Source organism: Streptomyces coacervatus (assembly GCF_029223485.1).
Lineage (GTDB): Bacteria > Actinomycetota > Actinomycetes > Streptomycetales > Streptomycetaceae > Streptomyces > Streptomyces coacervatus.
The window spans coordinates 217,608-243,922 of sequence record NZ_JARHTP010000007.1; the positions used below are offsets into that span (position 1 = coordinate 217,608).

21 protein-coding genes and 1 pseudogene are annotated in these 26,315 nt (G+C 72.0%); 9 read left to right on the top strand and 13 right to left on the bottom strand.

The window, feature by feature from the left end; all coding sequences use genetic code 11:
* Window positions 1-159: 159 nt before the first annotated feature.
* Entirely contained in the window at window positions 160-3,021 is a 2,862-nt protein-coding gene (locus tag P2Q00_RS19140) for a SpoIIE family protein phosphatase (RefSeq protein ID WP_275773797.1), read from the top strand.
* A gap of 105 nt (window positions 3,022-3,126) precedes the next feature.
* Here the strand turns inward: P2Q00_RS19140 and P2Q00_RS19145 are convergent, their stop codons facing one another.
* Window positions 3,127-4,491: a hypothetical protein gene (locus P2Q00_RS19145; RefSeq protein ID WP_275773798.1), complete on the bottom strand. Its 1,365-nt coding sequence runs from the start codon at window positions 4,489-4,491 to the stop codon at window positions 3,127-3,129.
* A 66-nt stretch (window positions 4,492-4,557) separates the two neighbouring features.
* Between P2Q00_RS19145 and P2Q00_RS19150 the strand changes: the two genes are divergently transcribed.
* Together P2Q00_RS19150 and P2Q00_RS51125 are read left to right on the top strand one after the other, a co-directional pair.
* Window positions 4,558-5,796 (top strand): molybdopterin-dependent oxidoreductase, encoded by a 1,239-nt coding sequence (locus tag P2Q00_RS19150; RefSeq protein ID WP_275773799.1) that lies wholly within the window; start codon window positions 4,558-4,560, stop codon window positions 5,794-5,796.
* Complete coding sequence (locus tag P2Q00_RS51125; RefSeq protein ID WP_425579516.1) at window positions 5,796-6,266, top strand: hypothetical protein; 471 nt, start codon at window positions 5,796-5,798, stop codon at window positions 6,264-6,266. The genes P2Q00_RS19150 and P2Q00_RS51125 overlap by 1 nt, the downstream gene beginning before the upstream one ends.
* 125 nt (window positions 6,267-6,391) lie before the next feature.
* Here the strand turns inward: P2Q00_RS51125 and P2Q00_RS19155 are convergent.
* The 3 genes and pseudogenes from P2Q00_RS19155 to P2Q00_RS19165 all read right to left on the bottom strand — a co-directional run.
* Window positions 6,392-6,964, bottom strand: a pseudogene (locus P2Q00_RS19155) (class I SAM-dependent methyltransferase); the annotation flags it as partial.
* Window positions 6,961-7,572: a TIGR04282 family arsenosugar biosynthesis glycosyltransferase gene (locus P2Q00_RS19160; RefSeq protein WP_275773801.1), complete on the bottom strand. Its 612-nt coding sequence runs from the start codon at window positions 7,570-7,572 to the stop codon at window positions 6,961-6,963. The pseudogene P2Q00_RS19155 and the gene P2Q00_RS19160, both read right to left, overlap by 4 nt.
* Window positions 7,569-8,240 carry a glycosyltransferase family 2 protein gene (locus tag P2Q00_RS19165; RefSeq protein ID WP_275774023.1) on the bottom strand — a complete coding sequence of 224 codons (672 nt, stop codon included), beginning with the start codon at window positions 8,238-8,240 and terminating at the stop codon, window positions 7,569-7,571. Before P2Q00_RS19165 ends, P2Q00_RS19160 begins: the two co-directional genes overlap by 4 nt.
* A gap of 178 nt (window positions 8,241-8,418) precedes the next feature.
* Here P2Q00_RS19165 and P2Q00_RS19170 point away from each other — a divergent pair, with 178 nt between their 5' ends.
* Window positions 8,419-9,141, top strand: coding sequence for a response regulator transcription factor (locus P2Q00_RS19170; protein ID WP_275773802.1), 723 nt, complete (start codon window positions 8,419-8,421; stop codon window positions 9,139-9,141).
* 2 nt (window positions 9,142-9,143) lie between these two features.
* Window positions 9,144-10,256, top strand: coding sequence for a sensor histidine kinase (locus P2Q00_RS19175; RefSeq protein WP_275773803.1), 1,113 nt, complete (start codon window positions 9,144-9,146; stop codon window positions 10,254-10,256).
* A 4-nt stretch (window positions 10,257-10,260) separates the two neighbouring features.
* On the opposite strand, the gene P2Q00_RS19180 is transcribed toward P2Q00_RS19175, so the two are convergent.
* The 4 genes from P2Q00_RS19180 to P2Q00_RS19195 form a co-directional block, all read right to left on the bottom strand.
* Complete coding sequence (locus P2Q00_RS19180) at window positions 10,261-10,572, bottom strand: hypothetical protein (protein ID WP_275773804.1); 312 nt, start codon at window positions 10,570-10,572, stop codon at window positions 10,261-10,263.
* 76 nt (window positions 10,573-10,648) lie between these two features.
* Entirely contained in the window at window positions 10,649-11,638 is a 990-nt protein-coding gene (locus P2Q00_RS19185) for an NAD-dependent epimerase/dehydratase family protein (RefSeq protein WP_275773805.1), read from the bottom strand.
* A 54-nt stretch (window positions 11,639-11,692) separates the two neighbouring features.
* Window positions 11,693-13,150 (bottom strand): sensor histidine kinase, encoded by a 1,458-nt coding sequence (locus P2Q00_RS19190; protein ID WP_275773806.1) that lies wholly within the window; start codon window positions 13,148-13,150, stop codon window positions 11,693-11,695.
* Window positions 13,147-13,836 carry a response regulator transcription factor gene (locus tag P2Q00_RS19195; RefSeq protein ID WP_275773807.1) on the bottom strand — a complete coding sequence of 230 codons (690 nt, stop codon included), beginning with the start codon at window positions 13,834-13,836 and terminating at the stop codon, window positions 13,147-13,149. Before P2Q00_RS19195 ends, P2Q00_RS19190 begins: the two co-directional genes overlap by 4 nt.
* 152 nt (window positions 13,837-13,988) lie before the next feature.
* Between P2Q00_RS19195 and P2Q00_RS19200 the strand changes: the two genes are divergently transcribed.
* The 4 genes from P2Q00_RS19200 to P2Q00_RS19215 all read left to right on the top strand — a co-directional run bounded on the left by P2Q00_RS19200 (window position 13,989) and on the right by P2Q00_RS19215 (window position 20,087).
* Window positions 13,989-15,326 carry a ferredoxin reductase family protein gene (locus P2Q00_RS19200; RefSeq protein WP_275773808.1) on the top strand — a complete coding sequence of 446 codons (1,338 nt, stop codon included), beginning with the start codon at window positions 13,989-13,991 and terminating at the stop codon, window positions 15,324-15,326.
* Window positions 15,327-15,344: 18 nt separating this feature from the next.
* The gene (locus P2Q00_RS19205) at window positions 15,345-16,091 is read left to right on the top strand and encodes an FMN-binding protein (protein WP_275773809.1); all 747 of its coding nucleotides are present in this window, start codon (window positions 15,345-15,347) and stop codon (window positions 16,089-16,091) included.
* A gap of 4 nt (window positions 16,092-16,095) precedes the next feature.
* The gene (locus P2Q00_RS19210; protein ID WP_275773810.1) at window positions 16,096-16,842 is read left to right on the top strand and encodes an FAD:protein FMN transferase; all 747 of its coding nucleotides are present in this window, start codon (window positions 16,096-16,098) and stop codon (window positions 16,840-16,842) included.
* A 146-nt stretch (window positions 16,843-16,988) separates the two neighbouring features.
* A complete protein-coding gene (locus tag P2Q00_RS19215) occupies window positions 16,989-20,087 on the top strand; it encodes an ATP-binding protein (RefSeq protein WP_275773811.1) in 3,099 nt (1,032 codons plus the stop codon).
* On the opposite strand, the gene P2Q00_RS19220 is transcribed toward P2Q00_RS19215, so the two are convergent.
* The 5 genes from P2Q00_RS19220 to P2Q00_RS19240 form a co-directional block, all read right to left on the bottom strand.
* Window positions 20,077-21,303, bottom strand: coding sequence for a cytochrome P450 (locus P2Q00_RS19220; RefSeq protein WP_275773812.1), 1,227 nt, complete (start codon window positions 21,301-21,303; stop codon window positions 20,077-20,079). The two genes, P2Q00_RS19215 and P2Q00_RS19220, sit on opposite strands and share 11 nt — an antisense overlap.
* A gap of 64 nt (window positions 21,304-21,367) precedes the next feature.
* Window positions 21,368-22,165, bottom strand: coding sequence for an ABC transporter permease (locus tag P2Q00_RS19225; RefSeq protein ID WP_275773813.1), 798 nt, complete (start codon window positions 22,163-22,165; stop codon window positions 21,368-21,370).
* Window positions 22,162-23,121 (bottom strand): ATP-binding cassette domain-containing protein, encoded by a 960-nt coding sequence (locus P2Q00_RS19230; protein WP_275773814.1) that lies wholly within the window; start codon window positions 23,119-23,121, stop codon window positions 22,162-22,164. The genes P2Q00_RS19225 and P2Q00_RS19230 overlap by 4 nt, the downstream gene beginning before the upstream one ends.
* Before the next feature lie 163 nt (window positions 23,122-23,284).
* Entirely contained in the window at window positions 23,285-25,351 is a 2,067-nt protein-coding gene (locus P2Q00_RS19235; protein ID WP_275773815.1) for an ArnT family glycosyltransferase, read from the bottom strand.
* On the bottom strand, window positions 25,348-26,205 hold the full coding sequence (locus tag P2Q00_RS19240; RefSeq protein WP_338059324.1) for a dolichyl-phosphate beta-glucosyltransferase: 858 nt from the start codon (window positions 26,203-26,205) through the stop codon (window positions 25,348-25,350). The genes P2Q00_RS19235 and P2Q00_RS19240 overlap by 4 nt, the downstream gene beginning before the upstream one ends.
* Window positions 26,206-26,315 lie beyond the last annotated feature (110 nt).

The window sequence follows — 26,315 nt, forward strand, 5'->3', positions numbered from 1 at the left end:
TAACATCATCATGGGTGGCGCGGAGGCTGTCCCATAAGTGCTCGATGTTGTGGTGTGGGTCACAGCGGGTCTAGGGTGAAAGTGCTTGGAGTAACTGGAGTAATACGCCCGGGCGTGCCGGTCGGCGGCATGTGACCGGGCCTGCTCCAGGTGAGGGAAGTGATCTCCTTGTCCGTCGCCTGGGACGACATCGGCGGACTCGTCGATGCCCACGAACGTTTCCTGGCGGGTGCGCGGGTCGAGGCAGACGTCCGGGGCTCGGTGCTCGAATCCTGGAAGCGCTGCCGCTCCGCGGGGCTCGAACCCGGCCATCTGCTGCTCCCCTACGAGCAGGGCCTCACCCTGGACGAACGGTTCCTGCGCGCGGCCGACCCGGTGCTGGCGGAGCTGGCCGCCTCGCTGGCCGAAATGGGCATGACGATCGCGCTGTGCGACGCACGGGGCCGCATGGTGCGGCGCCTCGACGGCGACCGGCGGCTGCGCGACCGACTGGACGAGGTGAACTTCGCCCCGGGCTTCGACGCCTCCGAACCGGTGGCCGGCACCAACGGTGTCGGCACCGCACTCGCCGAGCGCGGACCGATCTATGTCGTCGGCCGTGAACACTTCGCCGACTGTCTGCAGCCCTTCGCCTGCGCGGGCTCCCCCGTCCGGGACCCGCTCAGCGGACGGATCGAGGCCGTCCTCGACCTCACCTGTCTGCGCGACGACGGCGACCCCACCATGCTGCGGCTGGTCCGCGCGGCCGCCCGGGACATCGAGGGCCGCCTCCTCGAACAGGCCACGGACCGGGAGCGCGCGCTCCTCGCCGCCTACCGGCGGGCCGCCCTCGGCGCGGGCGGGGCGGCACGGCCGCCCGGCCCTCCGGCGCCGGGCCACGGCGACGGGCACGACGGCGACGGCCTCGGCCGGATCGATCTGGCACTGCTGCGCGAGCGGGCCGAGGAACTCATCGCCTCGCCGGGCCGCACCCTCGACGAGGTTGCGCTGTCGGGCGGCCGCATGGCCACGCTGCTGCGGCGTCAGGTCATGGGCGCGGCCGGGGAGACGGGCGTCGCGGTGGAGGCGCGCATCCTGGGCGGGCCGCGGCTGAGCGGGCTCGGGCTGCCGACGTCGCCACCGGTTGCCGGGCCGGTGCCGGTGGCGACCCCGGAGGCGGACGGGTCGACGGCGACCGAACGCGAGGCGCCGGCCCCGACGGTGCCCCCGCCCGCCGTCCTCGTACGAGCCGTCGCGCCCCCGCCCCTGGCACCGCAGCCCGTGGAAACCGTCGGCGACATCCTCGACGGTGCCGAGAGCCGGCTGCTGCTCGTCGGTGAGCCAGGGGTGGGACGGCTGGCCGTACTCGCGCGCAGGCGCCTGGAGTTGCTGCACGAGGCCGGTATCCGCATCGGCACCACCCTCGACGTCACCCGCACCGCGGAGGAGCTGGCCGAGGTGACCGTGGAGCGGTTCGCCGACTTCGTCGCCGTCGACCTGCCCGACGCGGTGCTGCGCGGCGAGGAGCCGGAGTCGCTCGGCGGCCGGTCCGCGCTGCGCCGGGTGGCCATCCGCGCCGTACGCAAGCAGCCCGCCAATCTGTACGACGTCGGCGACACCGTCGAGTACGTTCCGTCCACGCCGCAGGCCCGCTGCCTGGAGCTCACGCAGTCCGTGATGGAACCCGTCCTGGCCGAGGCCGGCGGCTGGCTCGCACAGGACCCGGAGCGGCTGGAACGGGTCCTCGCGGCGGGCGTCCACTCCCTGATCACCGTGCCGCTGCGGGCCCGCGGCACCACGCTCGGCGTGGTCAGCTTCTACCGCTCCGAGAAGCCCGCCTCCTTCGAGGACGACGACCTCTCCCTGGCCCAGGAGCTGGTCCTGCGCGCGGCGATCTGCATCGACAACGCCCGCCGCTACACCCGCGAGCACAACACCGCACTCGCCCTGCAGCGCAGTCTGCTGCCGAAGGGCCGCCCCGAGCAGAGCGCCGTCGAGGTCGCCTACCGCTATATGCCCGCGCAGGCCGGCGTCGGCGGGGACTGGTTCGACGTCATCCCGCTGTCCGGCGCCCGCGTGGCACTGGTCGTCGGGGACGTCGTCGGCCACGGTCTGCACGCGGCCGCCACCATGGGGCGACTGCGCACCGCCGTCCACAACTTCTGCTCTCTGGACCTCCCGCCCGACGACCTCCTCGCCCACCTCGACGACCTGGTGGGACGCCTGGACAGGGGAGAGGGCTGGGCGGTGGAGAGCACCCAGGCCGACTCCGGCATCGTCGGAGCGACCTGCCTCTACGCCGTCTACGATCCGGTGTCCCGGCGCTGCACCCTCACCCGCGCCGGGCACCCCCTGCCCGCCGTCGTCGCGCCGGACGGCACGGTCGAGTTCGTCGACCTGCCGCCCGGCCAGCCCCTGGGCCTCGGCGGAATGCCCTTCGAGACCGTCGAGCTCGAACTCGCCGAAGGCAGCCAACTGGTGCTCTACACCGACGGGCTGGTCGAGGACCGGCTGCGCGACATGGACTCCGGCCTGGACCTGCTCCGCAGCGTCCTGGCCGTCCCCGACCGGGCCCCGGAGGACACCTGCGAGGCGGTCCTCGACGCGCTGCTCCCGGACCGGCCGAGCGACGACGTGGCCCTGCTGGTCGCCCGCACCCACGTCCTGGGCCGGGAACGGATCGCCGAATGGGACCTGCCCAGCGACCCGGCGGTCGTCTCCCGCGCCCGCACCGCGGTCACCCGGCAACTCGCCGCCTGGGGTCTGGACGACCTCGCCTTCACCACCGAGCTGGTCGCGAGCGAACTGGTCACCAACGCCATTCGCCACGCCACCGGCCCTGTCCGGCTGCGGCTGCTGCGCGATCGCGCCCTCCTGTGCGAGGTCTCCGACGGCAGCAGTACGTCGCCGCGACTGCGGCGGGCTCTTACGGAGGACGAGGGCGGGCGGGGGTTGTTCCTGGTTGCTCAGCTCACCGAGCGGTGGGGGACGCGGTATACGCCGTACGGGAAGGTGATTTGGACGGAGCAGCCTTTGCCGTGATGTGTCGTCTGTCGTCTGCTGCGCCGTTGTGGCTGGTCGCGCAGTTCCCCGCGCCCCTTGACGGTGCTGCTGTACCGCAGCGGAAATCGCCGGGCCCGCTTCAGGTCACCAGCCCGTCAGCAGAAGGTGGTTGACCAGCAGCGCGAGGACGGCCTGTGCTGCGAGCCAGCCGCGTGCCCCCGTCAGGAACGCGCAGCTCGGCAGCAGCCACATGGCGAATGGGAGCCAGATGCGTTCCGTTTCCGCCTTGCTCATGCCGGAGGCGTCCGCGACCAGGAGGGCGAGCAGGGCGGCGGCCACGAGGACGGCGAGGCGGAAGGCGGGTGCCGGGGGGCGGCGGATGAGGGTGGTGCCGGTGCGGCACAGTCCTGCCGCCGTGGCCGGGCCGACGATGAACACCGTGCAGGCCAGGTTCGCCCACACCCAGTAGCCGTACGGCCGGACCCCGCCCGCCCCTTGGTAGTAGCGGGTGACCAACAGGTGGTATGCCTCCCACCAGTTGAAGCCCAGTGCGGTGAACACGGCTGGGATTACGGCGAGTCCGGCGAGGAGGAAGGGGAGGGGGCGCGTGCGCTGGGAGCCGAGGAGGAGGACCGCGGCAGCGATCAGGGCGAAGAGGGTCAGGCCGTAGGAGAGGTAGGCGGTCAGGCCGAACAGGAGGCCAGCGGCGAAACCGGTCCATCGCGGGTGGTGGCCCGTCACCGCCAGGGCCAGGAACGCGGTCGCCCAGGCGGCGACCGCCGTGAAGTAGCCGTCGGCGGAGGTCCCCACCCATACCGCCGCCGGGGCCAGGGCGAGGAAGGGGGCCGCGCGCCGGGCGAGCTTCTCGTCGGCGAGTGTCCGTACGGCGACGAGGACGGCGACCGTCGCGGTCGTGCCGACGGTGATGACGAAGGTGCCCGCCCAGCCGCCGCCGCCCAGTCCGATGCGGTCGAGGAGGACGAAGGTGACGGTGGCTCCCGGGGGATGGCCGGCCACGTGCGCGGGCCAGCTGCCGGGAGTGCCGCCGATGATGTGGTGGGTGAAGTCCCGCAGTGTGCCGGGGATGTCGTGGAAGCGGCCGATGACCTGCAGGTATTCGTATCGCGTGGTCAGTTGCTGGGCGATGCCGCGGTACCAGCCGTCGACCAGGGCCAAGGACCATGTCCAGGCCAGTGCCGTCCCCCAGGTGACGAGCAGCAGGGGGCGCCAGGGGAGGCGGGCGGCGAGCGCGGGGCCGTACGCCACGACGGCCACGGCGACGGCGATCGCCGCCGGGGTGCCGGGGCCGATGTGCGGCTCCCAGGTCGCCAGGAGCGGGGGCCAGCCGACGCGCAGTGAGCCGTTGCGGTGCTCGATGCCGGTGCCGATCACCACGGCTGTCACGACGAGCAGTGCGGCGGACGCGGCGGCGTACAGGTCTCGGCGGAGGTCGCGATTCACGGCGCACACGCTAGGCCGCGGGACCTCCTCCGGACGGCTGACATGCATGGACGTCAGAGTTTCGTCATGGTTCGCGGACCCGTTTCCGGGGTGCTCCGGACCTACGGTCGGGGCATGAGACGGACTCCCTTCTCGCCCTCCTTCTGGCGCAGCCCCTTGCGTGGTCCCTGGTTCACCTCGGTCCTCGGCATCGTCCTGCTCGGCGGCATCACCGTGCTGTTCGTGACCGGACTGCTGTCGTACGCCGCCTACAACCCGGACCTGTCACCGGTGAACGACAAGACCCCGGACAAGGGGATCCTCGGCTTCTACCTCTTCTCCTGGCCGACCGATCCGCACTGGCTGTACCGGCTCACACAGGGCGTCCACGTCACCCTCGGGATCACGCTGATCCCCGTCCTGCTGGCCAAACTGTGGTCGGTCGTACCGAAGCTGTTCACGCTGCCGCCCGCCCGTTCCCTCGCGCACGCGCTGGAGCGGATCTCACTGCTTCTGCTGGTCGGCGGCGGCCTGTTCGAGTTCGTCACCGGCGTGCTGAACGTCCAGCTCGACTACGTCTTCCCCGGCTCCTTCTACCCGCTGCACTTCTACGGGGCGTGGGTCTTCTTCGCCGCGTTCGTCGCGCATGCGGTGCTGAAGACGCCGATGGCCCTCCGCAATGTGCGCGGCATGCGTGGGCCTCGTCAACTACCGGAGGGGGAGCGGGAGTTGGTGGCCCCGGACCCCGATCCGCCGACCGTTTCGCGGCGGGGTGCCCTCGGGCTGGTCGGCGGCGGTTCGCTGCTGCTGTTCGGCACGACGGTCGGGCAGGACTTCGACGGGCTGCGCTGGTCCGCCGTGCTCGCCCCGCACGGGGGCGCCGAACCCGCCGGCGGGCCGGGGGGCTTCCAGATCAACAAGACCGCCGCGTACGCCGGCATCAGTGCGGCGGAGCGGAGCGAGGAGGCGTGGCGGCTGATCGTCGCCGGGCGCTCGGGCACCGTCCGGCTGAGCCGCGCCGACCTGCTCCGACTGCCCCTGCACAGCTCGGCGTTGCCCATCGCCTGCGTCGAGGGCTGGTCGACCTCGGACCAGTGGTGGCGCGGCGTACGGCTGCGGGACCTCGCGGCTCTTGTCGGGTACGACGGTGATCCGCCGGACGTCTTCGTGGAGTCGCTGCAACGGCACGGCGCCTTCCGGCGGGCCGCCCTGCGCGCCAACCAGGTCGCCGACCCGCGTTCCCTGCTCGCCCTGTTCGTCAACGGCGAGGACCTGACCCCGGACCACGGCCATCCGGCACGGGTCATCGTGCCCGCGGCGCCCGGTGTGCTCAACACCAAGTGGGTGGCGCGGATGACGTTCGGAGACCTGTGATGAGGCGCCCGCGGTTCGCGCTGCCGGTCGGCAGCCCGCTCCAGATTCTGCTGCTGGCCTGCTCTTTCGCGCTCGCCGGCTATGCGGGGGTGCAGCTGCTCGCGGGGGACTGGTTCGGGGTCGCGCTGTGGTTCGTGGGCGCGGCACTGCTGCATGACCTGGTGCTGCTGCCGCTGTATGCGGCGGCGGACCGTGCCCTGGTGAAGGCGGCGGGGCGGCATCGCGATCGGGTGATGTACGTCCGCGTGCCCACCGCCCTGTCCCTGCTGCTTCTGCTGGTCTGGTTCCCGCTGATCAGCGGGCAGGTGACGGCGCGTTACGCGTCCGCCACCGGCCTGTCCGCGGACCGCTTCGCGGCCCGCTGGCTGCTGGTGACCGCCGTGCTCTTCGGCGGCTCGGCGGTGCTTTTCCTGCTACGGCTGCTGCGGCTGCGCAGGGCGACGAAGCAGCGGCCCCCGGCCGTCCACTGATCGACGGCACGCCAGCGGTTCGCGTGCCGCAGCAGGGCGGATGTGCCGAGCCGGGCCCAGGGGAAGGGGTGCCCGGCGGCGCCCCGGGCGTCGGTGACGTGGACCAGGGCCTGCTCGTCGACGTCCGGGTCCGGGACCGTCTCGGCAATCAACAGGCCTCCTGGGGCGAGGAGTTGGGCGATCCGGTCGAGCAGGGCTTGCGGGTCGCCGCCGATGCCGATGTTGCCGTCGATGAGGAGGACGGTGCCCCAGTGGCCCTCGGCGGGGAGTGGTTCGAAGACGGAGCGGTGCAGGGCGGTGCCGCCGCGGGTGATCGTGCGGGTGATGGCAGCTTCGCTGACGTCGATGCCCAGTGCTACCGCATGCCGTCGGTCGTCTGCGGCGCCGTTGTGGCTGGTCGCGCAGTTCCCCGCGCCCCTTGAGGGCGCCCTGCTCAGGGCGGCGACCAGGCGGCCGGGGCCGCAGCCCACGTCGAGTACCGGGCCCTCGCAGCGGCGTAGGACCTCCAGGTCGGCGGCGTCGGGGGCGGCGCACCAGCGCTCGATCTCCAGGAGGAGCAGCCAGCCGTCTGCGCGGCGCAGGTACAGGGGGCCCTGGCCGGTGCGCAGGGCGTGGGCGTAGGGGTCGGTGGACCAAGTGCCGTCGTCGGGCCCCGCCTGGCGTCCGATCCGTGCCGTCAGCTCCGCCGTGCCGCTCATCGGCCCGCCTCCGTGAGGCGCCGTAGTGCGGTCGCGAACCGGCCTTCCGGGGCTGCCTTGGCGACCAGTTCGGCGTCGTACGCAGTGTCTACATCCCGTAGGCGTGGCAGGTCTCGTACGCGCAGTCCTGCCAGCCGGGAGCGCTGGGCGGCGCCCGTGTGGGGCGTCGACATCGGGACTCCGCGCAGGAGTGAAGGGTCCGGGGCGGCCAGGCCCAGGGCCCAGAAGCCGCCGTCCTCCGCCGGGCCGAAGTACGCGTCGCAGTCGGCGAAGTCGACGGTGAGGAGGTCGGGGGTGACCTGGGGGGTGTCCATGCCGATGAGGAGGGCCGGGCCGTCGCAGTGTGCGAAGGCGGCGGCCAGCCGTTCGTCCAGGCCGCCCGTGCACTGCCGTACGACCTCGAAGCCGGGCGGCAGCCAAGGGCCCGGTTCGCCCTCCAGGACCAGGATCCGGCGGTCGGCCGGGGTGCGTGCGACCGTGGCCAGGGTGTCCGCGAGGGACGCCTCCGCCAGGGCGGCGGCCTCCTCGGGTGTGAACGGCGGCGTCAGGCGGGTCTTGACCCGTCCGGGCCTGGGCTCCTTGGCGATGACCAGGAGGGTGGTGGTCACGGGCGGGCTCCTTCCTGTACCGGCGGCTCGGCCAGTACGCGGCTCATGTCCCGCACCGCCTGCCAGGTGCCGCGCCAGGTGCCGGTGACCTTGGAGGCGCCCGTGCGCGGGCGGTACGGGACGTCGTACTCGGCGATCCGCCAGCCCGCGTCGGCGGCGCGGACGACCATCTGCAGGGGGTAGCCGCTGCGGCGGTCGGTGAGGGCGAGGGACAGCAGCGGCGCGCGGCGGGTGGCGCGCAGCGGGCCGAGGTCGTGCAGGCGCAGGCCGGTGCGGCGGCGGAGCAGGCGGGCCAGGGCGAGGTTGCCGGTGCGGGCGTGCAGCGGCCAGGCGCCGCGCGTCTGCGGGCGGCGGCGGCCCAGCACCAGGTCGGCCTCCCCGGCCCGGATCCGTTCCACGAACGGCACCAGGTCGGCCGGGTCCAGCGAGGCGTCGCAGTCGCAGAAGCAGACGATGTCCGCCGTGGCGGCGGTCAGGCCCGCGTGGCAGGCGGCACCGAAGCCGCGCCGCGCCTCGTGCACGACGGTCGCGCCGAGGGCGCGGGCGATGTCCGCGGAGCCGTCGGCGGAGCCGTTGTCCACGACGAGCGCGCGCCAGCCGGGCGGGATGCGGTCCAGCACCCGGGGCAGAGCCTCGGCCTCGTCGAGGCAGGGGAGTACGACGTCCACGGACGTCGCGCCCGGTTCTCGTACCGGGCAGACGTCAGGGGAGGAAGGGTCAGTAGGGGGCGTCACGGCACTCACCCTACGAGCGGGAAACGGGCAAATCAGACTCCGGCTCCTTACGAAACACGGACGTCAGGGGCAGGAAGCGGCGTACGCGCGCGTGCGGTGCGAGGCTGGCTTCATGGAGCAGCAGCAGTACGGACAGGGCGGCGCCCGGGTGCTCGTCGTCGACGACGATCCGACCGTCGCCGAGGTCGTCACCGGGTATCTCGACCGCGCCGGGTATGTCGTGGACCGGGCCGGCGACGGACCCGACGCGCTCGCGCGCGCCGCCGCGCACTGGCCCGACCTCGTCGTCCTCGACCTGATGCTGCCCGGCATGGACGGCCTGGAGGTGTGCCGGCGGATGCGGGGCCGCGGGCCCGTGCCGGTCATCATGCTCACCGCGCGCGGCGACGAGGACGACCGCATCCTGGGCCTGGAGGTCGGCGCCGACGACTACGTCACCAAGCCGTTCAGCCCCCGCGAACTGGTCCTGCGTGTGGAGTCCGTGCTGCGCCGCACCCGCCCCTCCCAGCCGTCGGGCCTGCTGCGCGCGGCCGGGCTCTCGGTCGATCCGGCGTCCCGCCGCGCCCTGAAGAACGGCACCGAACTCGCCCTCACCATCCGGGAGTTCGACCTCCTCGCCTTCTTCCTTCGCCACCCCGGCCGCGTCTTCAGCCGCGAGGACCTGATGCACGAGGTGTGGGGCTGGGACTTCGGCGACCTGTCCACCGTCACCGTCCATGTGCGGCGGCTGCGAGGCAAGGTCGAGGACGACCCGGGCAGGCCCCGTCTGATCCAGACCGTGTGGGGCGTCGGCTACCGCTTCGACGGCTCGGACGTCACGGAAGCCGAGGCGTGAGCATGCGCGACAACCTTCTCATCGCCCTCTTCGCCTTCCTCGGCGCCGCCGCGGCCGGGCTGGTCGGGGCGTGTGTGCTGCTGCTGATCCGGCGCCGTTCGCTCGCCCTGCATCTCGGTGTGGTCGCCGCCGTCGCCGTCACCGCGATGCTCGCGGGCACCCTGGCAGTCGCCCAGGCCATGTTCCTCTCCGGGCACGATCTGAAGGTCGTCACCACCGTCGTCGCGATGGCCGCCGTCGTCTCCCTGGCCACCGCCCTGCTGCTGGGCCGCTGGGTCGCCGCCCGCAGCCGCGCCCTCACCCTCGCCGCCCGCTCCTTCGGCGACGGCGGCGACTTCACCTCGCCCGTCGGTCCCGCCACCGCCGAACTCGCCGCCCTCAGCCGTGAGTTGGAGGCCACCAGCGCCAAACTCGCCGAGTCCCGGGAGCGCGAACGCGCCCTGGAGTCCTCCCGCCGCGAACTCGTCGCCTGGATCTCCCACGACCTGCGCACCCCCCTCGCAGGTCTGCGTGCGATGTCCGAGGCTCTGGAGGACGGGGTCGCCACCGACCCCGACCGCTACCTCAGACAGATCCGCACCGAGGTCGAGCGCCTCAATGACATGGTCGGCGACCTCTTCGAACTCTCCCGCATCCATGCGGGCACGCTGGCGCTGAGCCCGAGCCGTATCTCCCTGTACGACCTCGTCGGCGACGCGCTCGCGGGCGCCGACCCCCTCGCCCGCGAGTACGGCGTACGGCTGGTGGGTGACGGCGTCGAGCCCCTGCCGGTCGAGGTGGACGGCAAGGAGATGAGCCGGGTGCTGGGGAATCTGCTGGTCAACGCCATCCGCCGCACGCCCGCCGACGGCACGGTCGCCATCGCCGCCGAGCGGGGCCCCGACGGGGTCGTCCTGTCCGTCACGGACGGCTGCGGCGGGATCCCCGAGGAGGACCTGCCGCGCGTCTTCGACACCGGCTGGCGCGGTACGCATGCCCGAACTCCCCCTGCGGGGGCGGGACTTGGCCTCGCCATCGTGCGGGGGATCGTCGAGGCGCACCAGGGGCGGGCGACCGTCCGCAACATCCCGGGCGGCTGCCGCTTCGAGGTGACCCTGCCGGTGGCGGAGGCCTGAACGGTCACTTTTCTTCGGGGCGGCAGTCGATGTCGGTCGGGGACATGCTCCGGCAGGTGAGCCCGCTCCCGGGGCCGATGACATGCGAGAGGAACGGCTTGATGAGCTTCTCGCAGGACGGACCCCCGCCGTCCTCGGCGTCCTCGCTCGCGTGCTTGCAGGCCCTGTCGATGACTTCGCTGCTGTCGATCTTCTGGCCCTGCGGCGGCGGCGTGTCCGCCCAGGCCGAAGGGACGAGGAAGCCCACGCCGAGCACCGGTGCGCTGAGCAGCACGGCGATGCGGGTGCGGGTGAGCTTGAAGGCATGGCGAGTCATTCTGCGGTCCTTTCAGCTGATTTGTGCGATGTAACGCCATGATCGACGACAGCGACGTCGTACAGGCGTGACACGCTCAGTGCGTCCGCGTGAACTCCCGCATCCCCTCCGCGAAGCCGATCTCCGCCTTCCAGCCCAGTTCCGCCCGCAGCCGGGAGGAGTCCGCGGTGATGTGGCGGACGTCGCCGAGCCGGTACTCACCGGTGACCACGGGGTCGGGTCCGCCGTACGCCGACGCCAGTGCCTCGGCCATCTCGCCGACGGTGTGCACCTCGCCGCTGCCGGTGTTGTACGTGGTCAGCGCACCGTCGCGGGAACCCGCCTCCAGCGCCGCCACATTGGCCGCCGCCACGTCCCGTACATGCACGAAGTCCCGGCGCTGACGTCCGTCCTCGTAGACCCGTGGTGCCTCGCCGCGCGCCAGCGCCGAGCGGAAGAAGGAGGCGACGCCCGCGTACGGGGTGTCGCGGGGCATCCCCGGGCCGTACACGTTGTGGTAGCGCAGCGACACCGCCCGGCCGCCCGTGGCGCGGGCCCACGCCGCCGCCAGGTGCTCCTGGGTGAGCTTGGTCGTCGCGTACACATTGCGCGGGTCGACCGGGGCGTCCTCGCCGACCAGCCCGGGGAGGAGGGCCGCACCGCACACGGGACACGGCGGTTCGAAGCGACCGGCGTCCAGGTCGGCGACGGTGCGCGGGCCCGGCCGTACCACCCCGTGCCGCGCACACTCGTACCGTCCCTCGCCGTACACCACCATCGACCCGGCCAGCACCAGGCGCCGTACGCCCGCCTCGGCCATGGCGGTGAGCAGTACGGCGGTGCCGAGGTCGTTGCGGGAGACGTACTGGGCGGCGTCCGCGAAGCCGGTGCCCAGGCCGACCATGGCCGCCTGGTGGCACACGGCGTCCACGCCGGCCAGGGCCGCGCGGACGGAGACGGGGCTGCGCACGTCCGACGCCGGGTCGCCGTGGACGTCGTATACGAGGGGCTCGTGCCCGCGGGCCAGCAGAGCCGTCATGATCTGGGACCCGATGAATCCGGCACCGCCGGTGACCAGTACACGCATACGCCGAACGCTAGGGCCGCACACCCCGTGAACCGGAGGGCCGCGCCCGTCATGTCACCGGTCCGTAAGACCTGCCGGACCCAGCGGAAGGGACACCGTGAACACCGTCGACCCCGGCTCGCTGCTCAGCGCGATCGTGCCGCCGTGGGCGCAGACCAGGGAACTGGCGACCGCGAGGCCCAGGCCGCTGCCTCCGCGGTCGCGACTGCGTGCCTTGTCGACCCGGTAGAAGCGGTCGAAGACGCGCTCGCGGTCCGCGGGCGGGATGCCCGGGCCGCGGTCCGTGACCCGTACCACTGCCGAGCCCTGCTCCAGCGTGGCCGCAACCGCCACCTCCGTGCCGACCGGCGTGTGCACGGCCGCGTTGGTGAGCAGGTTGTCCAGGACCTGGCGGATGCGCTGCGGGTCGACGCGCAGCTTCAGGGAGTCCGGCTGCGCGGTCACCGTCAGGTGGTGGTCGGGGTGGGTCGCGCGGAAGGCGTCGGCCGCCTGCTGGACCAGGTCCACCAGGTCCGTGTCCGCCAGCCGCAGCGGGGCTTCCACCTCCGCCGCGTCCAGTCGGGCGAGCAGCAGCAGGTCGTCCAGGAGCACGCCCATGCGGGCCGCCTCGGCGCGCAGCCGCGCCAGATGCTTGTCGCGCTCCTCGGGGGCGTTGGCGGCGGCGTACTGGAAGAGGTCGGCGTAGCCCCGTACGGACATCAGCGGGGTACGGAGTTCGTGCGAGGCGTCCGCGACGAAACGGCGCAGCCGCTGCTCCGCCTCTGCGCGCACCGCGAGGGAGTCGTCGATGTGCTCCAGCATCGTGTTGAACGCGGTGCGCAGCTCCTCGACCTCCGGGCCGCCGCCCCGCTTGTCGGCGCGCAGCGGCAGCCGGGCCGCCGACTCCGTCAGGTCGTGCGAGGTGATGCCGTGGGCGGTGTGCGCCATGTCGCTGAGCGGGTTCAGGCCCCGGCGCAGCAGCCTCCGGCCGAACACCACCAGCGCCAGCAGGGCGAGCCCGAAGGCGATGACCTGGACCGTGATCAGCCGTCGTACCGTGTCGTCGATGTCGGCCATCGGCGCGCCGCTGACCAGGACCACACCGGGTTTGACCTCGCAGGCGCGCAGCCGGTAGTCGCCGTCGCCCGTGAGGTCCGCGGTGCGCAGGATCTCGGTGTCCGCGGCGGCCTGGGCCTTGGCCAGGGAGGTGAGGGGAGCGATGTCAGAGGGGAGGTCGGTGGTCTCCTCCGGCTTGCGGAGCACCGCCTTGCCGCCCGACACGTCGTACACGGCGTAGTACCAGCCCCAGTACTTCTTGCCCTGGAGAGTGCCCGTCTCCGCGACGTTCTTGGACTGGGCGACCTGGGCGAGCCCCAGCTGGTCGTCGAGCTGGTTCGACAGGTAGTCCCGCATGTACGTCGTCAGGGCCGTGCCGACGACGGCGAACACCACCAGGGCCAGCGCGCCGAGCCCCAGCGCCAGCCGGGTGCCGAGCCGCAGCCTCCGGTACGACCGCAGAAGCCGGCGGATCACTCGGCCGCCTGCCGGATGACGTACCCGAAGCCCCGTACCGTCTGGATCAGCGGCTCGCCCGTGTCGTCGAGCTTGCGGCGCAGTCGGCTGACGACCAGCTCGACGACGTTCGAGCGGCCCCCGAAGCCGTACTCCCACACATGGTCGAGGATCTGCGCCTTGGTCATCACGGTCGGCGACTTGCGCATCAGGAAGCGCAGCACCTCGTACTCGGTGGGGGTGAGCGTCAGCAGCTTCTCGCCGCGGCGCACCTCCCGTGTGTCCTCGTCCATCGTCAGGTCCGCCACCCGCAGCACCGAGCGCTGGAAGCCGGGGCCGGCGCTGCGCCGCAGCACCGTCCGCAGCCGGGCCATCAGCTCCTCCACCGCGAACGGCTTGACCAGGTAGTCGTCACCGCCCCGGGTCAGCCCCGCCACCCGGTCGGCGACGCCGTCCCGCGCGGTGAGGAACACCACGGGGACCATCGTGCCCGAGGCGCGCAGCCGGTCCAGGACGCCGAAGCCGTCCACGTCGGGCAGCATCAGGTCGAGCACCACGATGTCCGGGTGGAACTCGCCGGCCATCCGCAGCGCCTCCTCACCGGAGTTCGCGGTGACGGCGTCCCAGCCCTCGTAACGGGCCACGGTCGCAACGAGATCGGCGATGGGCGGGTCGTCGTCCACGACGAGGAGGCGTACTTTTTCCACCCGCTCATACTGCGGCACCCGGCCGGCCAGGCCATATCGCCGAGCTCACAGCCGGCACATCGATAAGTACTTGTAAGTTGTACGACAGGTTATCGACAGCTCCCGGGGGCCAAGCTCGGTCACCCAGGACCCGATCAAGGAGCTGCCGACCCGTGACGACCGTCCAATCACCCCCTGCGCCCCCCACGGCGATACGCCCCAGGGTGGTGGCCCGCACGGGCCTGTACGCCGTGCTCGCCGCGAACGCGGCCGTGGTCGCCTACTTCTTCGCCCAGGCGGGCTTCGCCTCCAACGCCCTGATCGTCATCGGCCGCCTCTTCGGCCTGTACGGCGCCCTCGTCATGGCCTTCCAGCTGGTGCTGGTGGCCCGGCTGCCGTGGCTCGACCGCCGCATCGGCATGGACCGGCTGACCTCCTGGCACCGCTGGACCGGCTTCGCCCTCCTGTGGACGCTCCTCGCGCACGCCGTCTTCATCAGCTTCGGGTACGCCGACGGCGCGGGCGTCGGCCCCGTCACCGAGCTCGTCGACCTCGCCGAGACCACGGAAGGCGTGCTCCGCGCGATCGTCGCGCTCGGCATCATCCTCGTGGTCGGCGCCGTCTCGGCCCGTTACGCCCGCCGCCGCCTCGCCTACGAGACCTGGCACTTCATCCACCTCTACACCTACGTCGCCGTGGTGCTCGCCTTCACGCACCAGGTCGCGGTCGGTACGACGTTCACCGCGTCGTCCGCCGCGAAGGCGTACTGGTACGGCGTGTGGGGCGTGGCCCTCGGCGCGGTCGTCCTCGGCCGCCTGGTCCTGCCGCTGTGGCGGAATCTGCGCCATCAGCTGCGCGTCTCCGCGGTCGTCCACGAGTCGGACAACGTCGTCTCGATCCACATCACCGGGCGCGACCTGGACCGGATGCCCGCGCAGGCCGGCCAGTTCTTCCTGTGGCGGTTCCTGACCCGCGACCGCTGGTGGCAGGCCAACCCGTTCTCCCTCTCCGCCGCCCCCGACGGCCGCACCCTGCGCCTCACCGCCAAGGCGGCCGGCGACGGCAGCGCCGCCCTGCGGCATGTGAAGGTCGGCACGCGCGTGTTCGCCGAGGGCCCCTACGGCGCCTTCACCGCGCTGCACCGCACGAGGTCCGAGTCCCTGCTCATCGCGGGCGGCGTCGGCGTGACTCCCATCCGTGCCCTGCTGGAGGAGCTGGAGGGCCACGCGGTCGTCATCTACCGGGTCTCCGCCGACCGCGACGCGGTCCTCTACGACGAGCTGCGTGAGCTCGCGGTGGCGAAGGGCGCCGATCTGCACCTGGTGACCGGCCCGCCCGTCCCCGACAGGCTGGCGCCGCGCGAGCTGGCCCGGCTGGTGCCGGACATCGGCGACCGGGACGTCTTCCTGTGCGGGCCGCCGCCGATGATGAACGCGGTGCTGCGCAGCCTGGGCGACCTGGGCGTGCCCAAGCAGCAGATCCACTTCGAGCGCTTCAGCCTGGCCGGCTGAGGAAGACGGGGAAGCAACGTGAAGCGAGCCATACCTGTCGTCGTCCTGAGCATCGCGGGCCTGGTCCCGGTCTGGCGCTACGAGCCCTCGGTCGGCGGTACGACGTCCAGCGCCGAGCCGGCGTCGACGCCGTCTGCGTCTTCTTCGTCCTCTTCTTCGTCCTCCTCGGGCTCTTCGTCCGGCACGGTCGTCAAGGGCACGACGATCAATACGGACAAGGGCCCCGTGCAGGTCCAGGTGGCCTTCTCCGGCGACAAGATCACGGCTGTGAAGATGCTGCAGCAGCCGAACCATCCGCAGACGACGGCCGCGGTGCCGAAGCTGGTCGCGGAGACGCTGAAGGCGCAGAGTGCCGACATCGACACGGTGTCCGGTGCGACGATCACCAGTGACGCCTACAAGAAGTCCCTCCAGGCGGCGATCGACAAGAACGCGAAGTCGTCCTCCTCCTCCTCTTCGTCGTCTTCGTCTTCGCCCTCGGCCTCCGCCTCTTCGTCCGCCGCCTCCACGAAGACCGTGGCCGGGTCGACGGTGAACACCTCCAAGGGCGCCGTGCAGGTGCAGGTGACCTTCACGGGCGACAAGATCACCACCGTGAAGATGCTGCAGCAGCCGAACCATCCGCAGACGACGGCCGCGGTGCCGAAGCTGGTCGCGGAGACGCTGAAGGCGCAGAGCGCGGACATCGACACCGTGTCCGGTGCGACCATCACGAGTGACGGCTACAAGGAGTCCCTCCAAGCCGCGATCGACGCGAAGGGCTGATCCGATGCACCGCGTCGAACACGTCATGAGCTTCCCCGTCTCGCTGCGGATCGACGACGAGGGCTTCGACGAACGAGGGGAGTCGGCCGCCGACGCGGTCTTCGCGTGGCTGCGCGAGGTCGACGCCCGGTTCAGCCCGTTCAAGCCGGACAGTGAGGTGTCCCGCCATGACCGCGGCGAGCTGGAGTCCCACGAGCTCAGCGACGACCTCGTCGAGGTCCTCGACCTGTGCGAGCACTACCGGATCGCGACCGGCGGCGCCTTCGACGTACGGCTGCCCGGCCGCCGCCTCGACCCCTGCGCCGTCGTCAAGGGCTGGTCGGTGCAGCGGGCGGCGGAGCTGCTGCGGGCAGCCGGCGCGAAGAGGTTCGTCCTGAACGCCGGCGGTGACGTGGTCGCCGCCGGCGGCCCCTGGCGGGTCGGTGTACGGCACCCCGAACATGCCGACAAGCTGTGCACCGTCCTGGAGCTCACCGACGGGGCGGTGGCGACCTCCGCGCGCTACGAACGCGGCGACCACATCATCGACGGCCGCACCGGGCTTCCGGCGACCGGGCTGCTCAGCCTGACGGTCGTGGCCGCCACCCTGACGGAGGCGGACTCGGTCGCGACGGCCGCGTTCGCGATGGGGGTGAAGGGGATCGAGTGGGCCGCCTCGCAGGCGGGCTGCGAGGTGTTCGCCGTGGACGGCGGGGGGCATGTGCTGCGCACGGAGGGGTTTCCGGTGGCGGGGGCGTCGGTGGTTGCGTGAGCGCTCCGCTGGGTGTGTTGATTTGCGGCTCCGCAGCGGGGCCGTGAGGTGTCGTCGGCCGTCTGCAGCGCCGTTGTGGCTGGTCGCGCAGTTCCCCGCGCCCCTTAGGGGCGCGACAGGCACCGGAGTCTGTTTAACCTGGCCCGGTGACCATTGAGTTGACCCTGCTGTCCTCCGTCTCCCACCGCGGAGCGGAGATCACCGCGCCCCGGCTGCGGGGGCTGCTCGCTCTGTTGGCCGGGGAGTTGCGGGCCGGGTGCGGTGCTGGGCGGCTGGTTGACGGGCTGTGGCCGGACGAGCGGCCCGAGAACCCGACGAAGGCCCTGCAGATCCTGGTGTCGCGGGCCCGCAAGCAGCTCGGCGCCGAGGTCATCGCCAGCACCCCCACGGGTTACCGGCTCGCCCTGCGCGAGGACCAGGTCGACGCGGGTGCCGCTCTGCTGTTCGCCGCCGCGAGTGCGGAGAAGGCGCGGGCCGGGGACCACGCGGGCGCTCTCGCGGAGGCGGAGGAGGGGCTGACGCTGTGGGACGGCGCCGCGGCCGACGGCGAAGCCTCCCTCGGCGATCCCGTCGGCGAGCTGCGCGCCGAGCGGGCCGTGACGTACCGCGCGCTCGTCCGCTCCCGCGCGCTCGCCCTGGCCCGCACCGGCCGCCGGGACGAAGCCGTCGGGCCGCTCGCCGAACTGGCCGACGGCCGGCCCCACGACGAGGAGCTCCTCCTTGAGCTGATGCGCTGCCGGGCGGCCACCGCGGGACCGGCCGCCGCCCTGGCCGTGTACGACACCCATCGCCGCCGCCTGCGCGACGAGCTCGGCACCGACCCGGGACCGGCCCTCCAGGAGTTGCACCAGGAACTGCTGCGCGGCGAGGCACCCGTCGTACGGCGCGGGGTCCCGCACGAGCCCAACCCCCTCCTCGGCCGGGCCGCCGACGTCGCCGCCGTCACCCGGCTGCTGCACAGCGCCCGTGTCACCTCGGTCGTCGGACCGGGCGGCCTCGGCAAGACCCGCCTCGCGAGCGCCGTCGCCCGGGAGGCCGAGCAGCGCGTCGTGCACCTGGTGCCGCTCGCCGGTGTCCGCCAGGACGCCGATGTCGCCGCCGAGGTGGCCTCGGCGCTGGGCGCCTCCGGTACCGAGCCGGTCGCCGGCATCGTCGGCGCCCTCGGCTCCGGACCGGCGCTGCTCGTCCTGGACAACTGCGAGCAGGTGGTGCGCGGCGTCGCCGACCTGGTCCAGGCACTCGTGTCGAGAACGAGGGACCTGCGGATCCTCACCACCAGCCGGGCGCCGCTCGGGCTGTCCTCCGAGACCGTCCATCCGCTGCCCGAGCTGGACCCCGTCACCACCGTCGAGCTGTTCGAGCAGCGCGCCCGGGCCGCCCGCCCGGACGTCGACCTGCCCGCCGACACGGTGGCAGCCCTGTGCCGCCGTCTCGACGGGCTGCCGCTGGCCGTCGAACTCGCCGCGGCCCGGGTGCGGGTGATGTCCGTCGCGGAGATCGCCCGGCGGCTGGACGACCGCTTCGCGTTCCTGCGGGGCGGGCCCCGGGACGCACCGCAGCGCCATCGCACCCTGCACGCCGTCGTCGACTGGAGCTGGAACCTCCTCGACGAGTCGGCGCGGTCCGCCCTGGCCACACTGTCCGTCTTCCCGGCCGGGTTCACCGCGCAGGCGGCCGGGCAACTCGTCGACGACGCCTGGGAGATCCTGGAGGACCTGGTCGACCAGTCCCTGCTGAAGGTCGCCGACACGACGTACGGCGTCCGCTTCCGCATGCTGGAGACGGTCCGTGAGTTCGCCGCCGCGTACCGGGAAGAGGCGGTCACGGGCCGATTCCTGTGCTGGGCAAGGGAGTTCGGCGTCGCTCACCACGACGCCCCCTTCGGCACCGACCCCTTCGCGTCCTGGCAGCTGATCCGTGCCGAGCAGGACAACCTCGTCCAGGCGCTGCGGCTGGCGCTGGCCGCCGACGACCTGGACACCGTCGCCGCCGTCACCGCCGTACTCGGCGGCCTGTGGACCACGGAGACCAACTACCCCCGGATGATCGCCCTCACCGGGGACACCGCCCGGCCCCTGTCCCACTACCGGCCGGGCCCCGAGTACGTAGAGCCGACCCGCACCGCCGCCGCCCTGCTGACCGCCAACCTGTTCCTGGGCGTCGGACCGGGAGCCGTGCGCACCCTGGTCACCCTGCGCCGGCTGCCGCCCGCGGAGCCGGACACGATGGTGCGTGCCGTCGCGGCGGTGCTGTGCGCCTTTCCGCAGGTGCTCGCGGACCATGATGCGCTGGCCGAACTCTGCGACAGCGACAAGCCGTTGCTCGCGGGCGTCGCCAACTGCGTGGCCAGTTATGTGTGGGAGAGCGAGCACCGGCCGGACCTGGCCCTCGCCGCCGCCCGCCGCATGGTCGAGGCGCTCGGCGACGGTGACATCCCGCTGCTGCGGATCTGGCCGGCCTCCCGCCTCGCCGAACTGTGCCTGCAGACCGAGCGCGGAGGCGAGGCCCTGGCGCACATGGAACGCGCACTGGACGCCTTGGAAAGCCTCGGCGAGTGGAGCGACACGATCGGCATGCGCTGGGGTCTGATGCTCGCCAACCTCCAGACCGGAGACCTCGAAGCGGCCGAGCACTGGCTGGAGGAGGCTCTGCGCAACCAGCCGGAGGGCACCGCATCCGACGCCTTCACCCCCGACCTCGGCGCCCGCGCCGAGATGGCCCTCGCACGCGGCGACGTCGCGACGGGCCTCGGTCTGTGGCGCCGCGCCCTGGAGCGGCTGGAGCGCACTTCGAGCCCGGTCTTCGGCGACGAACTCGTCATGGAGGGCTGGGTGTTGGAGCTCCAGTCGGTCGCCGTCACCGCGCACGCCCGGCACGGCCGCACCGACCTCGTCGCACCGCTCGCCGCCGCGCTGCCCGCCCGCCTCACCGCCCTGCTGACCCGCCCGACGGCCGCCCCGCACTATGTGACGGTGGACTTCCCGGTCTGCGGCGCCCTGCTGCTCGCCCTGGGAGCGGTCGCCCTTGCCGACGGCGACGGCGCTCGCGGCGCCCGCCTCACCGCCCTCGCCGAACGCTTCCGCGCCCTGCGCAACTTCCAGCCGACCATGTCCTCGGCGCGCGCCCGCGAGGACGCCGGGAAAGCCGACAAGGCGGCATACGAGGACGCGGTGTCCACGTACGCCGCCCTGGACCCGGAGGGGCTTCGCGAAGCCGCCCTCGGCCTGGTGCAGGTCACAGCCTGACGGGCAGGCTCAGCAGGTGGAAGCCATCGCCGGGCCAGTGGCCGAACTGCACGTCGGCGCGGTCCACCGCCAACTCCGGTGCGGCTGACCGCCGTACGAGAAGCTCCTCGAAGACCACGCCGGTCACCAGTCGGCCGAGCGCCGCGCCGATGCAGTAGTGCGGGCCGTGCCCGAAGGCGAGGTGGCCGTCGCCGCGGCCGAACTCCCTTGTCACATCGAGGCGTTCGGGGATGTCGTACGCGGCCGGGTCGTGGTCGGCGGCGAACAGGGCGACCGTCACCGCCTCGCCCTTCTTCAGTTGTGCTCCGGCGAACACGAAGTCCTCGGTGGCGTAGAGGGTGGCGCCCATACGTACCAGCGTGACGTGGCGGAGGAGTTCGGGCACCGCGCGGGCGAGCAGCTCGGGCTCAGCGCGCAGCTTCTCCAGCTGGTCGGGGTGGTCGAGGAGGGCGAGGACCGCGTGGGCGAGGAACAGGGCCGGCGGGGTGATACCGGTGTTGATCAGCAGGAAGAAGACGGTGACGATCTCGTCGTCGGTCATGCCGCCGTCCGCCAGCAGCGCCGACACCAGGTCGTCGGTGGGTTCGGTACGGCGCCGGGCGACCAGGTCCTTCGTGTACTCGACGACACCGCCGAGCCCTTCGAGGACGCGGCTGCCGTCGCCGTACGCGAAGTCGCGGATCCAGCCACAGACCTTGTCCTGGTCGGCCGCGTCGACGCCGACGAGAGCGCAGATGACGGCCGTGCTCAGCGGGTAGGCGAACTCGCCCAGCAGATCGGCCTGTTCGCGATCGGCGAGAGTCTCGATCAGCTCTCGCGCCGTCTTCTCCACGAAGGGGCGGAGCGCGGCCACCCGGCGGGCCGTGAAGGCGCGGGTGAGGGGGCTCCGGCGGCGGGTGTGCTCGTCGCCGTCGAAGAGTGCCAGATGCCCGGAGAGGTACTGGACGTACTCCTCGGGGATGCCCTCCAGGCCCGAGGCCAGCAACTCGGCCTGCGGGTCCGGCATTTCGGAGTCCGCGACGGTCGAACGGTCCCGGACCAGACGCGGTTCGGTGAGCGCGGCCTTCACGTCCTCGTGCCGGGTGACCAGCCGCACCGGGGTGTCCAGGCCGGGCAGGACGACGTGGCCCAGGCCGGGGCGGGAGCGCAGGTCGGCGTAGGCGCCTACGGGGTTCTCGACGAGTTCGGGGGTGAGGTGGAGGGCGTCGGTGGTCATGTCGTCTGCCTTTCTTGTCAGTTGGTTCTTGTCAGGTGGTACTTGTCAGTTGGTGGGGTGCTGCTCAGCGGGGGTCGCGGTCGAAGAGGCGGAGCGACCACACGAATCCGAGGACCGCGATGGCCACGCTCCACGCCACGGCCATCCAGCCGTTGTGGCCGATCTCCGTGCCGGTGAGCAGTCCGCGCAGGGTCTCGATGACGGTGGTGAAGGGCTGGTACTCGGCGAACCAGCGGATCCCGGACGGCATCGAGTCCACCGGTACGAAGGTGCTGCTGACGAAGGGGAGGAGGAAGGAGATCGGCAGGGGGGCGTTGCTGGCGCCCTCGGGTGTCTTGCTGAGCAGCCCCAGGGCGACCGAGAGCCAGGTCAGCCCGGAGACGAAGAGGACTAGCAGTCCGATGGCCGCCAGCCACTCCAGGGGGTTCGCGTTCGGGCGGAAGCCGATGGCGAGGGCCACGGCGATCACCAGGGTCAGGTTGATCATCGTCTGGATGACCGACCCGACGACATGGCCGACCAGGATCGACGGCCGGGAGATCGCCATGGTGCGGAAGCGGGCGACGATGCCCTCGGTCATGTCCGTGCACACGGCGACCGCGGTCGGCACGGCTCCGGTGCCCGCGGTCATCAGCAGGATGCCGGGGACGAGATAGGCGAGGTAGGCGGTACGGCCGCCGCCGTGGCCGATTCCGGTGCCGAGCGCGCCGCCGAAGACGTACACGAAGAGCAGGAGCAGGAAGACGGGGATGAGGGCGACCTGGAGGGTCATGGAGGGGTAGCGGCGGGCGTGGAGGAGGTTGCGCCGCAGCATGGTGAGCGAGTCGCGGAGGTGCGGGACGGGCTGGGTCGCGGTGGTCATCGGGCCTGCACCTTCTCGTGGTCGGGGCGGCCGGTGACCGCGAAGAAGACGTCGTCGAGATCGGGGGTGTGGACGGTGAGCGAGTCGACGGTGATGGAGGCGCCGTCGAGGATGTCGAACAGGGCGCGCAGGGTGTGGACGCTGCCGTCGCCCGGGACCTGGAGCGTGAGTGCCTCGTCGTCCCGTGTCCCTACGTCCAACACCTGGGCGGCGCGGGCGAGTTCGGCCGGGTCGAGGAAGCGGAGGCGGACATGGCCGCCGGGGACGAGGCGCTTGAGCTCGTCCGGGGTGCCCTCGGCGACGATCCGGCCGCCGCTCAGGACCGCGATGCGGTCGGCGAGCTGGTCGGCCTCCTCCAGGTACTGCGTGGTGAGGAAGACGGTGACCCCGCCGGCCACCAGGTCGCGGATGATCTGCCACATGGTGTGGCGGGAGCGCGGGTCGAGTCCGGTGGTCGGCTCGTCGAGGAAGATCACCTCGGGGGAGCCCACCAGCGTCATCGCGATGTCGAGGCGGCGGCGCATACCGCCGGAGTAGGTGGAGGCGGGCTTCTTCGCGGCTTCCACGAGGTCGAAGCGGGCGAGGAGCTCGGCGGTGACACGCGCGCCCTCGGGGCGAGGCAGGTGGTGCAGGTCCGCCATGAGGGCCATGTTCTCCTCGCCGGTGATCAGGTTGTCCACGGCGGAGAACTGGCCGGTGACACCGATCGCGGCGCGCACTGTCTGCGCGGCGGCGGCCACGTCGTGCCCGGCGACCCGGGCCTCGCCGCCGTCGGCGCGGATCAGGGTGGAGAGGATCTGGACGGTGGTGGTCTTGCCGGCGCCGTTCGGGCCGAGCAGCGCGAAGACGGTGCCGCGGGGGACATGCAGGTCGATGCCGTCCAGGACGAGTTTGTCGCCGTATGCCTTGCGGAGGCCGGTGGCCTCGATCGCCGGTGCCGGTGTCGTCGGGTTCATGCCGCAGAGCTTGCGCGGGGCCGGATTCAGGGCGGCTTCACGACGGTTTCACCCGGGCGGGCAGGCTGAAACCGGAGGCGGACATGAAGAAGGGCGGGCCGCCGGCAGGGGAGTCCGGCGGCCCGCCCGCTATGGGTGGGGGGATTGGGGGGATGGAGGGGGATCAGCTGACGTCGGAGGCGTCCAGGCGGTAGAGGCCGCTGTAGGCGCTCACGGCCGTGCCGTGCTTCTTGACCCAGGTCGAGATCTCGGAGTTGGTGGACTGGCCGCCGTTGCTGCTGACGACGATGTAGTGCAGCTTGCCCGACCTCACCAGGCTCTTGAGCTTGGCGAGGGTCATGGCGTTGTCGCTGCCGGACCAGCCGCCCATCGAGATGACCGGCCGGCCGGACTCCAGGATGATCGAGGAAGTGGTCTGGTCGGTGGCGACCGCCACCAGCCAGGTGGCGCCGTCCTGGTGCTTCTTCAGATACGTGATCATCGCGGAGCTGACCTGGCTGCCGCCCATGCCGCCACCGCCCGCCTGACCGCTCTCCGTCTTCGACGAGGAGTTGGAGTTGTTGCCGGACGGAGGCGTACCCATCGACTTGCCGCTGCCGGAGCCGCTCGGGGCGTTCCCGCTGGGCTTGGTGCCGCTCGGCGCACCGCCCTTGCTGCTGCCGCTCGGACCGCCGCCCATGCCGCCACCGCCCATGCCGCCACCGGTGTTGGGACCGGCTGTCGGGTTGGTGCCGTTGCTGCTTGCGGTCGTTGCCGCCGAGGCGGAGTACGCGGCGGGTCCGGCGAGCAGGGCCACTATCGCCGCCAGCGCCGCGAAGCCGACCAGCTTCTGCCGCTTCATGAACCGCCCGACCAGCAGACCGAGCACCGCCGCGGCACCCGCGAGGCCGACGACGACCTCCGCGACCGTGTAGATCGCCCCGGACCCGGAGACCCGCTGGAGCAGGACGACCGCCCAGACCGCGCTGACCGCGACGGCCGCCGGGAGCAGCCAACCCCACTTCGCCGCCGAGCCCTCCTCGAAGGCCTTGTAGAGCATGACCCCGCCCGCACCGGCGAGAGCCGCGATACCGGGGGCCATGGCGGTGACGTAGTACGGGTGGAACGTGCCCTCGGCGAGGGCGAAGGTCAGGTAGTGCAGGACGAACCAGCCGCCCCAGAGCATCAGCGCCGCCCGCTTGGCGTCCGTACGCGGAGCCCGGCCGCGCAGCACCAGTCCGCCGACGAGGGCGATGGCCGCGAACGGGATCAGCCAGGAGATCTGGCCGCCCATGATGTCGTTGAACAGCCGGTAGATGCTCGCGCTGCCGCCGAAGCTCGCGCCGTTGCCCTGCGAGCCGACCGACGAACTCGCCCCGAAGATACGGCCGAAGCCGTTGTAGCCGATGACCAGGTCCCAGACCGTGTTGTCGGTCGAGCCGCCGATGTAGGGGCGGGAGGAGGCCGGGATCAGGTCGACGATCACCATCCACCAGGCGCTGGAGACGATCAACGCCACCGTGCCGACGGCGAGGTTACGGATGCGCCTGCCGAGGCTGCACTGAGCCGCCCACAGATAGACCAGGAAGAACGCGGGCAGGACGACGTACGCCTGCATCATCTTCGTGTTGAACGCGAAGCCGATCGCGACGCCGGACCACACCATCGGCATCAACCGCCCGGTGCGCACGGCCTTCAGCAGCGCCGCCGCGCCGAGCAGCATCAGGAAGACGAGGATCGGGTCCGGGTTGGTGTCGCGGTTGATGGCGACGGTGATGGGCGTGAGAGTGAGGGTGAGCGCGGCGATGGTGCCCGCCACGACTCCGAAGTCCCGCTTGACCAGCCGGTACAGCAGGGCGACGGATCCTGTGCCGACCGCCACCATCGGCATCATCAACTGCCAGGTGCCGTAGCCGAAGACCCGGGCCGACAGGCCCATCACCCACAGCGCGAACGGCGGTTTGTCGACGGTGATGAAGCTGCCGGAGTCCAGCGCGCCGAAGAAGAACGCCTTCCAGCTCTTGGTGCCGGAGTAGACGGCCGCGTCGTAGAAGGTGTTGCCGGTGATCGAGGACAGGTTCCAGGCGTACAGGGCCGTGGCCAGGACCAGGATCGCCCACAGGGCGGGACGGGCCCAGCGGGGGTCCTCGGGGGCTCCGGTGAACAGCCTTCTGACCCGCGAGACGGGCGGGGTCGAGGCCCGGTGCCTGCCCTCCTGGGCGGGCGCGGGGGGCGGGGCGAGGGTCGTCATGACGCGTACTCCAGGTGGGAAGAGGCGTTCGCCCCGATGGGCAGGACTTCAGAGGTCTTTCGCGCGGCCGGCACCTGCGGGGTGCTGGTCCGCCGGGGTACGGCGATTCGGGTACGGCCGGTCACCGTGCGGTGCAGCATCCGGCGCATGCCCTTGAGGTCGTCGACGGCGGTACGGACGATGTCGACCCGGCTGTCGGGGTCGTCGGTCCAGTCGACCGGCACCTCGTGGATGCGCAGCCTGTTGCGCTGGGCCAGGACCAGCAGTTCGGTGTCGAAGAACCAGGCGGTGTCCTCGATGTGCGGGGCCAGGGCCCGGAAGACGTCGGTGCGGACGGCCTTGAAGCCGCACTGCGCGTCCGAGAAGCGGGCCGCGAGACCGGCCTTCAGGAGCAGGTTGTAGGAGCGGGAGATGAACTCCCGCTTGGCGCCGCGCACCACGTCCGACTGCCGGTGCAGCCGGCTGCCGATGGCGAGGTCGCTGTGCCCGGACAGAAGCGGGGCGACCAGGGGCAGGAAGCCCTCCAGACCGGTGGAGAGGTCGACGTCCATGTAGGCGACGACGTCCGCCGTGGAGTCGGCCCACACCTGCTTCAGCGCGCGCCCCCGGCCCTTGGCCTCCAGGTGCACGGCGTGCACATGCGGGAGGCGGAGGGTCAGCTCCGTCGCCGCGTCCCACGTGCCGTCCGTACTGGCGTTGTCCGCGACCGTGATGCGGAACGGGAACGGGAAGGACTCTTCGAGGTATGCGTGGAGACGGCCGATGCTGTCGGCGAGGACGTGCGCCTCGTTGTACACCGGCACCACGATCTCGACCGACCGCCGCCGGACGCCTCCCGCGTTCGTTTCGTTCATGGCCATGACGATCGGGGCCGTCCCTGTGGGATCACTGAGCGGCTTCTGAGCGGAGAGTGAGAATCAGTGGACTCACAGGCAGGTCATAGGCGGGTGCTGTCGGACCCCAA